At 33.5% G+C, this 13,825-nt stretch carries 7 protein-coding genes and 1 pseudogene; 2 read left to right on the forward strand and 6 right to left on the reverse strand.

What is annotated here, in order from left to right; translation table 11 throughout:
- Positions 1 to 78: 78 nt before the first annotated feature.
- A pseudogene (locus tag M4I23_RS14500) lies at positions 79 to 285 on the forward strand (glycine C-acetyltransferase); the annotation flags it as partial.
- 34 nt (positions 286 to 319) lie between these two features.
- Here the strand turns inward: M4I23_RS14500 and M4I23_RS14505 are convergent.
- The 5 genes from M4I23_RS14505 to M4I23_RS14525 all read right to left on the reverse strand — a co-directional run bounded on the left by M4I23_RS14505 (position 320) and on the right by M4I23_RS14525 (position 12,278).
- Entirely contained in the window at positions 320 to 5,212 is a 4,893-nt protein-coding gene (locus tag M4I23_RS14505; protein ID WP_249754903.1) for a T9SS type B sorting domain-containing protein, read from the reverse strand.
- Between the two features lie 123 nt (positions 5,213 to 5,335).
- Positions 5,336 to 7,783, reverse strand: a complete 2,448-nt coding sequence (locus tag M4I23_RS14510; protein ID WP_249754904.1) for a T9SS type B sorting domain-containing protein — start codon at positions 7,781 to 7,783, stop codon at positions 5,336 to 5,338.
- Positions 7,784 to 7,786: 3 nt separating this feature from the next.
- A complete protein-coding gene (locus M4I23_RS14515) occupies positions 7,787 to 10,507 on the reverse strand; it encodes a T9SS type B sorting domain-containing protein (RefSeq protein WP_249754905.1) in 2,721 nt (906 codons plus the stop codon).
- A gap of 29 nt (positions 10,508 to 10,536) precedes the next feature.
- On the reverse strand, positions 10,537 to 11,361 hold the full coding sequence (locus tag M4I23_RS14520; RefSeq protein WP_158848636.1) for an ABC transporter permease: 825 nt from the start codon (positions 11,359 to 11,361) through the stop codon (positions 10,537 to 10,539).
- Positions 11,362 to 11,381: 20 nt separating this feature from the next.
- Complete coding sequence (locus M4I23_RS14525) at positions 11,382 to 12,278, reverse strand: ABC transporter ATP-binding protein (RefSeq protein ID WP_158848638.1); 897 nt, start codon at positions 12,276 to 12,278, stop codon at positions 11,382 to 11,384.
- Positions 12,279 to 12,502: 224 nt separating this feature from the next.
- On the opposite strand from M4I23_RS14525, the gene M4I23_RS14530 reads away from it, so the two are divergent.
- Entirely contained in the window at positions 12,503 to 13,567 is a 1,065-nt protein-coding gene (locus tag M4I23_RS14530; RefSeq protein WP_158848641.1) for a hypothetical protein, read from the forward strand.
- Positions 13,568 to 13,574: 7 nt separating this feature from the next.
- On the opposite strand, the gene M4I23_RS14535 is transcribed toward M4I23_RS14530, so the two are convergent.
- The gene (locus M4I23_RS14535; protein WP_158848643.1) at positions 13,575 to 13,811 is read right to left on the reverse strand and encodes a hypothetical protein; all 237 of its coding nucleotides are present in this window, start codon (positions 13,809 to 13,811) and stop codon (positions 13,575 to 13,577) included.
- Between the last annotated feature and the right edge of the window lie 14 nt (positions 13,812 to 13,825).

Genomic DNA, 13,825 nt, shown 5'->3' on the forward strand with positions numbered 1-13,825 from the left:
AAACCGAAGCTATTAGCTTCGGTTTTTTTATTCCTTGAGAGTTTTAGAATGAAGTTTTTATTCGAAAGAATTCGGGATTTGTTATATGGTGCTTAGTATTCTCAAGATATGGCTAACATGCTTTTAGAAGAGGGTATTTATGTTATAGGGTTCTTTTATCCTGTAGTACCAAAAGATAAGGCTCGAATAAGAGTACACTTATCTGCAGCACATACTAAAGCCCATATGGATAAAGCTGTAAATGCTTTTATAAAAGTTGGTAAAAACTTAGGTGTGATAGATTAAATTATAATTTTTAAATAGTGGGAGCTTTTTATAATTAGCGTTTCAAAGCAAAATGACCTCGCAAATCAAAAGCATTTCCATTCTGAATTATTTGAGCCAAATACCAGTAATCATCCGATGGCATATTATAGCCATTAAAAGTCCCATCCCAACCATCGGATGAATGGGTGAGTGTTTTTAATAGTTTGCCATAACGATTATAAATATATACAACGGTTCCTGGTAATTGATTTGCTCCAACTACGTGCCAAGTATCATTAAATAAATCGTTGTTTGGTGTAAAGAATTTAGGTATATCAAAAATAAATACACTTCTAGTTTCGTCCATGCAACCATTTAAATCTCGGACGGTTACAAGGTGCTCACCATAAGGCACATCTGTAAAAACGTTAGAGGTTTGTGATTCACCATCGTCTAGAATATAAACATAATCGCCAATTCCTCCAGAACGAATATTTACTGTTATGCTATTAGGGTCTGTAAAATTTGTTGTTGGTGGTGCAATATCAATAATAGCAGAATCTGATTCTGCAACTATAAAATCAGCGCTGTTAGAACAAGAATTACCTATAGGATAAGATCTTGTTACGGTTACACTGTAATTTCCAGGAGCATTTGGTTGAATAATAATTTCTGATGTTGTTTCTCCAGTAGACCATAAATAAGTATCGCTAGATTGACCTGTATTAGCACTAACAGTAATAGGGGAATCGTTACAGATAGGAATAATTTTATCTATATCAATAAGAGGTAAAGGATTAATATATGTGTTAAATTGAGTAATGTCGTAACATTTAGTAACACTAGACTCTAATCTAGCATAAATTGTTTCTCCATTTTCTGCGGTATATAAACTACTTATAGTATTTATCTTTTCGTCGGCATCGGTAACATTATTGTAATAGGTAATTACGTGCGTACTTGGGTCTTGACTGCCAAGAATAATTGAATTAGCATTCGTTAAATCGAATTCAAAAAGACCATCGAAATCATCATCACATTCTATTAAATCCGCAGGAGTACTTGAGGCCCGTGGATTAACATAGACTCTTAAGTTAAAGGACGTAACAATGTGGCAGCTGTTAGCAATATCAGTCACTCGTGCAAAAAGTGTTTGATTTAAATTAGTGTATTTATACATGCTTTCCAGAGGTAATTCATTTCTTTCCGCTGCTTCTTCGGTTTCATGGTATGAAATAGTAACGGTGCTTGTATCATCTACTAGGTGCAAATCTACTTGTGATAAATCGTAAGTATCAGTTGTATTATCGCAAATCGAGATTGTACCTATGTTTAATATTTCTGGCGGAGGATTTACATTCAAATCCTGCGGAATAACACTAAAACACCCTGTTAATGTATTCGTTACTTTTATGTATACTGTTTGTGTATTGGAATCAAATGCTGTTGGATCTAAAATTTCATTTGTGTTATCAAAACCATTATCATTTATATCATTAAGATTTTCATAATAATTAATTACAAGGTTTGATTGAATTCTATCGTAAATTTCAAACTCGGCATCTTCTAAATTAAAAGATGTAATGCCATCATAATCTTCATCACAACTTATTAATGGTCCTGTAACTTCAGATATATCTGGTGCAGAAATGATATTTAAACTAAGTGTTTCTACTACAAAACATAAGGAATCATCACTTTCAATTCGCACATATATAGTTTGTGGGTTTACAGCGTTGGTGTAATTCGAGTCCGTTAAGGCATTCGTATTGTTTTCAGCTTCTAACTCGGTTAAGTGATAGGAAATGTTTAATGCATCTGGTATATCTTTTGTTATTTCTTCTGTTTTTGTATCAAGGTCGAATACTGCAATTTCGTCGTTGCTAATATCATCACATATTAAATATTGAACTGGTGCATTGTAAACTGGTTCAGGGGCTACTTGAATAGTAAACGATGTTGTTTTAAAGCAATTGGCATCTGTGATATTCTGAACGCTAACATAAATGGTTTGCGATGGTGTTGTGTTGTTGTAAATACTGTTTTTATCAATAGGCATTGTAAGTGCAATATCTTCAAAATAATAGACTTCTTTTCCGAGTTGCCCATTTAAAATTTCGGTGTCCTTTTCAACTAATAAAAAGTCCGCCGTTCTATCTCCGTCTACTTCGCATATTTCATAGTTTGTAATTTCTGGAGGGTTGGGTAATGTATTAACAATAATTTGTTGTTCAACAATATTATAACAACCAGAGCTACTAGTGCTACTTTCTACTCTAACGTATACGGTTTGCGATTCAGCATTATATGATGTTGGCGTTTCTATTGGATTTGTTAAATTATTTGCATCTTCTAAGCTGGTATAATAGCTGAAGATGAGTATCGAAGGATCTACAACTATTTCGCCATTTTTATCTTCTAGATTAATAATAGAAAAAGCATCGTCATCGTCGTCGCAAATTACAAAGTCGGAAGGGGTTGTAGCGGCTGGAGCTAGTAGTATTTCAATTTGGAAAGGATTAATTGTTGCGCATCCTGTTGCTACATGTTCTATACGAGCATATATTGTTTCTAAACTATTTGTATTCGTGTAGAAAGGTGGTAGTTGGTTTGTGTTGTTTTCAGCATGCGAAAGTTCGCCAAAATAAGTTGCTTCAAAATTAGGGTTATCATTTAATACAATGTTGTCTAATGAATGTAGATCAATACTAACAAAACCATCATCGTCGGAATCACAATATGGTAAAGGTACGGATGGTTCAAATAATAAAACGGGATTAATAACTAATGTAATATCCGAAAACTCAGAACAACCACTGTCGGTATCTTCTATAGTAATAAAAAGTGTGGTAGGACTTTCAGCAGTAAATAAAGCTGTTTTGTCAAGCGCATTTATATTGGCATCCCTATCTGTTTCTTCTTCAAAAAAGCTAACAACAATGGGGTTAGGTAATTCGTTTGCAATATAAGTTTCTACAGAGTTTAGATTGAATTGTATTATGTCGTCTGGGTCTTCATTTGTATCACAAATTGCGAAGAACCCCGTGTCCGTTCCAGTTAAAAGTAAATTTGTATGCACTTCTAGCGGAACAATTGTTGGACAACCGGTTGAATCGTCAACAATACGAACATATAGAATTCTATATCCAGGTTCGGCTACTGCATTTGTGTATTGATAGTTCGTTTCGTCTGCTATAGGATTACTACCAGTTTGTGCATTATTAAGACTTTCGTGGAATGTAACTGTAACACCTGTTAGACCTCCTAGAATATCTGCTATAGATTGTGTTAAATCGAAACTGGCAGAACCATCTAGATCACTATCACAAGCATTTAAAAATTGTGTATCTCTATTTACAACAGGGCTTATGGTGATATTAATATTAAGTTCTGTGTAGTTTAAACAACCTGTTTCAGGGTTAAGTATTCTAGCATAAACGCGTTCGTTTGGAGTATTTATGTTTTGATAAGGCGTTGGTATTGGGTTTGCACCAGTATCCGCATCTGGTTGGCTGTAATGATAGGTTACCAATAAAGCGCTGTTTCCTTGGGTTATTTCGGTGTCTTTTTGAGTTAAATCAATTATGGCATAACCATCAGATAAATTATCTGTATCACAAACTTCTAAATCTGTAGGTTCAGTTATTATTGGTAATGGATTAACAATAAGATCGAAGTTAGTATAAGCAAAGCAACCAGAGCTTGTATCTTCAATACGAACAAAAATATTTTGTGGGTTTGATAAGGAATTCGGTATTGGTGTTAATATTCTGTTGGTGTTAGTTCGTGCTTCCGTTTCAGAATAGTGATACGAGAAGGTATAGTTTGTAAACGGAATATTAGCAATTAATTCAGCCGATTTTGTTGATAGATCGAAAATTTCAATTTCATCACCACTGCTGTCATCGCATAATTCGTAATCTGTAATTGGTGTAATTGCTTCTTCAGTATTTAAAACGACAACTATTTCATCTTCTTCAATACAGTTACTTCCATTTAAAGTGACAGTTACTTCAACTCTATATGTCCCACTTTCAATAGCAGTGTAGGTTGGCATTAAGGCTCCAGTGATTTCAATATTATCCTTAAACCATTTATAAGAAGCAAAAGAATTATTAATATCACCATTCAAAAGCGCCGAGCTTTCACAGCTAGTAATATCATCTCCTAAATCGAGTATTTTAAAACTGTCTCCTTCAATAAATACAGCAGAATCAAAAGTACCATCTGTTTGATCTGCAATAACCAGTTTTACATGGTAAGATACATAAGGTGTAATTGTTGTAGATGCAGTTAAAACGGTTGTTCTACCTATATAATTTGTGTCTCCATTATTATAACCTGCAAAATATTCCTCATTTTCGGCAGCACATGCGGGTAATAAATTAGGGTGAACGGTGCTTGTGTTTACAGGTGTTGTTGTACCAGGAATAATGGCTATGTTTTCGTAAGGAGCAGCACTTCCTGTTTCTTTTATTAGAAAAGCAAAACCATCGGAAACTTGACATGGATTTATACCATCATAATCTTCGGAAGCAAATAGATAGTTAAATTGAAATTGTCCAGAAATTGAAACAATATCAAACTCAATTGATGTTGCATTTTGCGTGTTTGATGTTCCTAAGGCAGTTTCTAGATCGGGATCTGTTCCCCAAACGGAAGAGCCTTCACTTAGTGGAGGTGTAATAAGTTCGTTTCCACCAGAATTTGCAGCTCCAGTAGATAGCATAATGCCACGTTCAAAAGGGAAGTTAGAGCCCGCACGCTCAAAATAACCATAACTTTCAAAACCATACGAAGACCCGTTTATAACGGATTGAATATTTGAAATATCAACACAGCCATCTACTAAATTATCTTCAACTAGAGATTGTAATCCTACACTACTGTCTACAGATATTTTTTGTGCATTAGAAAATTGACTAAAACATAAGACTGAAATTAAGAAAGAATAGAAAAACCTCATGTTTAGAAAGCTGTTATCAGGATTTGAATAGTTGCTATTAATGTATCAAAAGTATTCGTTTTTCAATTGAAATTTTAAAAATTAAGGTAAACTGCAATTTAATAAGGTTTTAGGGCTGCTAGGTTAATACTTTAACGTAAAATGATCTTTAAATATTCTACCATCTTCAAGTTTAATTGAAAACCAATAATCATCACTTGGTAATTTGTGACCATTAAATAATCCGTTCCAACCATTTTCCAAAGGGCTTAATGTCTTAATTAATTTACCAAACCTGTTATAAATTGTAATCTCGGAGTTGGGTTGGTTTTGGCTCGAAATACCGTAAACTTGCCAAGTATCATTAAAGCCATCATTGTTTGGTGTGAAAAATTTAGGAAACCCTATAACAAATACCTTTTCATTTACAACACCACAATCGTTTTTTGCGTCTTTAACAGATACGTTATAAACACCTGGACGGACGTTTTCAAACACAAATTCACTTTGGTATGGAACCACCACCACATTATTACTGTCAATTAATCGATACTCATAAATGCCTTCACCAGAAGTTGATACGGTAATGGTGTTGTTGTTAGAAACATCTTCTACTTTTATATCGTTAATTTCCGCAATGCCAGAAGCTTCAACGGTTATTGTTTTCGTTTTTGAGCAACCCGTGGAGTTTGTTACAGTAACATTATAAACACCAACTTCATTAACGTTTATTGTATAAGTGGTTTCTCCTGTAGACCAATTGTAGCTATAATTATTAGGCGAATCGTTTACTATACTGGCATTAAGTTCTATGTACTCAGGGTATGTGTTTAAGCAATAATATAAAAGAGCATCTGAGTCAATTTCTGGTAATTTAGCCACTGTAAGTTCAACCTCACTAATACCATAGCAATTATTGGCATTTTCTACTCTAGCAAAAATAGTTTGGTTGTAGGCTACTGTATTGGTGTAGTTTGAATTTAATTCATTTGTTTCTAGTAGAGCATCATCATAGGTTTTATAATAAAAGATATTTAAACCAGCTGGAAGTCCATTAATAACTTGGTTATCGGCATCGTTTAAGTTGAAAGTTTCCAAGCCATCTTCTACACCATCATTATCGCATAAAGCAAGCGCCGCATTGTTTGAATTTGTTGTGCTTACTGCCAATGTTAATTCAGAAAAACTAAAACATCCAGTTAGTGTATTAGTGACTTCAACATAAATAATTTGTGGATTTTGGCTGTTTAAAAAAGCATCACCATTTATTTCTAACGCTTTAGCATTATCTGTAAAAAAACGTACAGATCTATCCGGTGTGTTACCTGTTAAATTTGCTTCAGCCTCAGTTAAATTGAAATTTGTAAAACCATCAGCCGTGCCATCTTCATCACATTGAAGTAAAGTATCGTTATATGCTTCCGGATTAGGATTTGCAATTAAATTGAAAGAGGTTATACTTCTACATAACGGATTTATTTTATCTTCAATACGAACAAATATAACTTCGTTAAAAGCCGTTGTATTGTAATATGAATCAGGATGCGGATCTGTTTTTGATTCAGCATCAGCTGAAGATTCATAATAAGTAAGATTGAAATTATTAGGGTCTTGTCCATCTAAAATTTCACCGTTTTTTGAAGATAAGGTGAAAGTTATGCGTCCGTTTTTATCATTTCCATCGTCTAGATTATCACAAAGAACATAATCTGATGGTTCTACAAAACGTGGTCCTGTGTTTACAATTAGGTCAAATTCTGATATTTCGAAACAGCCCGTAGAATTGTTTGTAATTCTAGCGTATACGGTTTGCGGATTGGAAGTATTTGTATAAGGCGAGCTCAGTGGATTAATGCCTATTATAGCATCGCTTTCAGAATCATGATATGTAATGATAGCATCCGTTTGGGTTCCTGTAATTAAAGGTGTATTTTCTTCTAAGTTGAAGGCTGTAAAACCGTCATTATAAGGTAAGGTAACATCGCAATTTTCAATATTTTTTGAGATAGAACTTGCTGTTGAAGCATCTGTCGGTGGGTCTGAAAACTCGGCAGTTCCTGTCCATTCTAAATTAAAGGCACTATTACCAATAGGTCTATCTATAACTATAAAATAGGTATCTCCAGCTGTTACATTAAGCCAACTTACAAAACTGTTACCGTTAGCGCCTGGTCCTTCAGAAGTATCACTAGCGGTGCCATCCATACCTGTGTAATTATTGGTGGCTCCAGAAGAAGATGGGTTGGTGGTAGAGCATCTAATTGCTAATCCTAAATTATTACAGTCGGCATTTGGACCAAATACAAAAAAATCGTAATCTTCGTTTATAGAACTGCTAGAGGGTTTTAGTGTAAAGCCAAGTGTACCATCGGTTATTGGGGTAACTTTTAGCCAAACACTATTGTTTTCTTGACTGCTACAGTTTTGTCCAAAACCGAGTTCTTGAGTACCAATTCCGTTTACATTTAAGTTAATGTTAGAATTACCACATACTATAACAGCATCGCTACAATCTGTAGGGTTTTGAGCAGAAATGTTTATTTGAAAAGCAAAGCTTATCAGTATAACAAGGGAGAATTTATTTATTTTCAAAAGTTAATATTTTAAAGTGAAATGGTCTTTGTATATACGGCCATCTTCCAATTGAATAGCAAACCAATAATCATCGGCAGGTAATAATGCGCCATTAAAACGACCGTTCCATCCGGTGTCTTCAGGGCTTAATGTTTTTAATAATTTTCCGTAGCGGTTATAAATTAAAATTTCCGAGTTGGGTTGATTGTCACTTGATACACCGTAGATTTTCCATGTATCATGAAAACCATCATTATTAGGTGTGAAAAACTTTGGAAATCCTATAACATGTGCTTTTTGATTAACAGCACCACAATCGTTTTTTGTATCCTTTACCGAAATGGTATAAACACCAGGGAAAACATTTTCAAAAACGGGTTCACTTTGGTATGGAGCAATTACCACATTATTACTATCTAATAGTCTATACTCATAATCACCTTCACCGGAAGCTATAACAGTAATACTATTGTTTTTAGATACATCTTTAATTTCAATATTATCTATGGTTGCAATATTGGCTCCTTCAATAGTAATTATTCTACTTTTAGAACATCCAGCAGCATTTGTAACGGTAACATTATACGTGCCTGTTTCATTGATATTTATGGTGTATGTATTCTCAGATGTCGACCAATTGTATGTGTAATTGTTAGGAGTATCGTTTATTAAACCTGCACTAATAGCAATGGTTTCTGGGAATTTATTAATGCAATAATAAAATAAAGCTTCGGTTTCTATTTCGGGAAGGTTATTAACTGTAAGTACAATTTCGCTTATGCCATAACAGTTATTAGCATTTTCTATACGTGCATAAAGGGTTTGTGAGTAAGCTGTTATATTGGTGTAAATGTTGTTTAGGTTGTTTTCTTCTAATAAGGCATCCGTATAATTTTCAAAATACAAAATAGTTAAACCAGCAGGTAATCCATCTGTAAGTTGTATATCGGCATCATTTAAATCAAAGGTTTGAAAACCATCTTCAGTTCCATCATCATCGCATAAAATTAACTCGGCATCTTTAGAATCGGTGGAGCTTACAGCAATGGTTAATTCAGAATAATCAAAACAAGTGGTTGCTGTATTATAGACTTCAGCATAAATAATTTGTGGGTTAGATGTGTTATTATAGCTCGTACCATCTATTTCTATAGTTCTGGCGCTATCTGAATAAAAACGAGTTTCTAAGTCTGCCACATTTCCTGCTACAGCTTCGTTGGCTTCGTTTAAAACAAAGGTAGTTCTGTCGTCTTTTAATCCATCTTCATCACATTGTAATAAAGTGTAATTGAAGGCTACGGGATTTTCGTTAAAATTCACATAAGCTTCTCCTTCTAAAGCACAGTCGCCGTTATTCGGGTCGATATAAACTTCGTAATGTCCGCTGGTATCTATAAATAGGTTAGCACTAGTTTCAGCAAGCGGTAAACCATCTACAGACCAAGTATATGTGGCGTCAGTAATATCATCGGCTGCTAGGGTATAAGTATCGTTTTCGCACAAATCTAAATTAACAGTGCTTTTTTCATTTTGAATAATATCAATTTTTGTATTGAAAAAAGACTGAATAAAAGGAGGTAAACCTTGCGAGGATAAGTTAGGCGATAAGTTTACGGCATTATGCTGATAATTACTTGCTACTCCTAATTCGTTTGGATTGTTTATTACCGCTAAATATGGTAAACCTTGTCTGTAAGTAGAACTTAGTGCCCTATAGATTTTTCCGTTTGGAGCAAGTTGTAAACCACCTCGAAAAAGTTGTCTATCATCCAGAACTACAGCAGAATTTATAATATCTGGTGCGAGTAAATTATATTGAATAAGCTTCGATTCATGGTTGGCAGGGTTTTCATTGTTTTGGGGATTACTGTTATCCGAGAAATCGTTATATGTGCTAGCATAAAGTAACTCACTATTAGGAGAAAATTCTAGACCATAGGCTTTATTTGCAGAACCTGATATAGGTATAAGTACCTGGTTGCTAACAATTCCTGTCGCTACATCAAAATCGTATAAATACATACCGTTTTGTACGTTACTGCATGCCATCTTAGTGCCATCTGGAGATAGTTTTAAATAGCCTCGATAATCTATAAAAATGGAAGACGGTAATTTAAATGTCGATTTAATAGGAGCGTTTTGTACGCCAGTGTTATCAACTTCGTAAGCATAAAAAGTGTCTAAATCTCCCTCGTTTCCATCGACCGATGCAAAAGCAATAACCCAAATAGAATTGGTGATACAATCTTTTAAAACGGCGGTTATTTTCTCAGAACAATCGTTTAATAAATTAACGTTTTTAGTAGTAACTTCTCCCAAGCCACCATCTAGTGTAATATCAACTTCAGAATAATTTAATCCAAAATGGGTTTCGTTATTATTGTGGTCGTCTACAGTAAAAATGTAGTAAATATTTTCATCGTCTGGTTTGGGAACAATAATAGCCGATTGCGTACTCGAAGGATCTCCAAATAAACCACTACCATTGTTCATGATATCGTGGTTTCTATTCCAAACAGTTGTTCCATCTGTATAGAAAAGTAAATCTCCAAATTCATCAGAAATAGTTGCACAACCTTCATATGTGTTTAATTTTCCATCGGATAAAGTTGAAATACTATTAGAGGCTAAATCAAATTTAATGCCGCTGTTGTAACCAAAATACCAGGTAGATGCTTCACTTTGAGCGTAGATGTTAAATCCAACTAAAAAGAATAATGCGAGTAGTATGTTTTTTTTCATCTAGATAATAGCAATAGCTATCAAATATATTACAAATCGCGCTTTTTTAATAATTTAAACGATAAAAATACAAATAGTGCGGTCCAGCCAAGAACAATAGCGATTTCATACCAATGGACTAAATAATCGTAAGCTAGTTCTGCCTTTTCAGGGAATTTGGACATTGCCACGCGTTGAAAAGGTTGTTCTATTAAATTATACATAGATTGTAAAGGGAAGAAGTTTTGGATTTTAGTAGCCACATGATGATCGAATTGCCATGTAATTAATCCGAAAATAATCCATTCAGAAATAAACAAAATAAATAAGAATGCTAATGCAAAAGCAGAACGTTTTACGAGCATTCCTAAAAATAAACACAAGCTGAAAAAACCTAATAATTTTACGAAATAAGCCAATAGAAAATTGGTTTCTCTAATAATAATTCCGAATTCGGTATAGCTAGAATAATACAAGCCAATACAAAGTGATATAAGCCCAATTAACACTGTAGAAATTAAGGAGAAAAAAGCAATAGCATAGAATTTGGATAAAATAAATTCCTTTTTGCTTAAGCCGTCAATTAAGTTTTGTTTTATGGTTTTGTTACTGTATTCGTTACCAATCATGCTTACCACTACAATAGCGAAAAAGAACTTAAACTGCGAAGCAAAAAAGGTGGTTAAATGCCAAATTATTGGAAAGTTAAAAACACCTAGTTCTCCAAGCTCTAAGGTGAAGAAACCAAAAACATTTATTTTTATAGATGATAAAAGAATTACGAAAAAAGGTAAAATAAACGAAACAAAAATTAAAATTTTGCTAGTTCTATTTAATAAAAGCTTTTGTAATTCTAGGTTTAAAAGTCGTAACATGTGCTTTGCTTTTGGATGTATTAGTTGTTGTCGGTTAATTGTAAAAATTGTTCTTCTAAACTTTCTTTACGCTGCACTAAATGTGTGAGGATAATACCGTTTTCAAAAAGTTGTTTATTGAAATCTTCAGAACTTAAAGGTTCTTTTAGAAAAGCAGTAATCAAACCATCTTCAGTTTTTGTATGCGTAAATGATGGATGGTTTTCAATAAAGGCTAATAATTCATTTGGTTTATTACATTTCAATTCAAAAAAACCATGACTAGAAATCATTTCATCTACACGGCCAGAATATAGTTTTACACCTTTACGTAAAACAACTACATGCGAGCATACTTTTTCAACTTCATCTAATAGATGTGAAGCCAATAAAATAGTGGTGCCTTTAGATGCTATTTCTTTAATGATTTCTCTAATTTGATGAATACCCTGCGGGTCCAATCCGTTTGTAGGTTCATCTAAAATTAAAATTTCAGGATCGTTTAATAGGGCAGAAGCAATAGCTAAGCGTTGTTTCATTCCTAAAGAAAACGTACTGAATTTATGATCTTTTCTATCTAAAAGGCCAACAACTTCAAGTTTTTCTTCAATTTTATTTAAACCAACACCTTTTATTTTACAAACCAATTTCAGGTTTTGTGCAGCCGTCATGTATGGGTAAAAATTAGGGCGCTCAATAATGGCTCCTACCTTTTTTAAAGCATCGTGTGTTGAGGTGTTGCCATCGAACCAGTGAAAACTACCTTCTGTTTTGTTTACTACATTTAAAACAATGCCTAAAGTGGTCGATTTTCCGCTACCATTTGGGCCCAGAATGCCGTAGACATTGCCTTTGTTAATGGTGAAAGATAAATCTTTAACGGCTGTTAAATAACCGAATTTTTTGGTGAGATTCTTGATGGTTAATATAGATTCCAAACTATGTAGTTTTTAAAGCCTGAGTTTTTAAACGTTGGCATGTGTTAGTTTTTTAGTACGACGACCCGTTTTCTAATTTGTTACAAGAAAAGAAATAAAAGCTTTAAAATATATTGAATCGCATCATAAATTAATGATTTCAATTTTTAATTAAAAAATAATAATCAGATTAGATCACTTTAATTAATAGAAAAATATTTTATTTTTAGATATATTTACATTCTATGGAAGATTTAAAAATATCGAAAAGGAAACCATCATATCCGATAACGCCAAAATTGCATGATTATCTCTCGGAATATAATAGGAATACAAAAATCCCTATTTTTTACGACGATTTATTGCGTTTTCAAGGCTCGATAGTGGTTTATGATAAGGATGATAATGATACGCTCTGGATTCGGGTGTATTACAATGAGTTTGAGCGTGAAGAAATTGAGCATTCTCTAAAAAAAGTATATACCATTTTACATTCTGATGGAAACGAAAATATTTTTCAGTTTTTAAGTGTGGATGCTATAGATTTTTGCACCTTCGGAAACTCTAAGCCTTTCCGTATAAAAGTTCGTAATATTTTAAACGATAATTACACTTATTTTTATATAAAAATAGCAGATGCATCACGAATTTACGGGCTAGAATTAGAGCATATGCTTTCGCCTTATAATTTGAATTTTCTAATTTACGAAAACACGTTAATTGAAGAGCATATTGTTGGAATTCCAGGCGATGAGTTTATAAAAAACTTTTTACCAAAATGCAGTAAATCGGAGAAAACGCAGATAGCTAAAGAGTTTGTAAAGTTTAACGAACGTTGTATGATAAGGCTTTTAGGCGATATGAGATCTTATAATTACGTAATTGTGCCTACACACGATTTTGATCATGTAGTTTATAATATTCGCGCAATAGATTTCGATCAGCAATGTTATGAAGGAAAACTTAATATTTACAGGCCACAATTTTTTAAAGAAAATTTAAAAATGGTAGAGCTGGTTACCGAGAGGGTACAAAAACTCTCTATCGATCAATATAAAATAGAAGAGCGTTCCATATTAGTAAAAAGGTTCAAAAGTTTTCGTGATAGAATAGAGGCATTATTGACTTGTATGGATGAAGATACCATTTCTAACGAGGAGAATATCACTTTATTAAAAACTAAAATTTTCGATTATACCCAGGATATCGAATTTAGAAATTGTAAAAATATGGGAGATATTTTAAGGCATACTTTAAGGTTTTTAACCCATAATTACGAGAATGTAAACATAAAAGGCTTTTATAACTAAGTTGCAGCTAGGTCGTGTAAACTTGTCCGCGGTGCGGTTTTAAAGCATCACGAATCGGTTTCATATCCGCCTCATCAACTACTAAAAAAGCAATGCAATGCATTTCACTTAAAACCTCAATACCCGTAATGGTTATGTCGAGTTTTTCGAGTTTGATATATTCTTTTAAATGGATTACGTGGTGTTCTGCTATTTTTTGACCATTCGGCCCTCTAAAATCCCAGATAAGTTTAAGTTTACGCATGCTTATTAGTGTGC

Source organism: Algibacter sp. L4_22, from assembly GCF_023473045.1.
In the GTDB taxonomy this organism is placed as follows: domain Bacteria; phylum Bacteroidota; class Bacteroidia; order Flavobacteriales; family Flavobacteriaceae; genus Algibacter.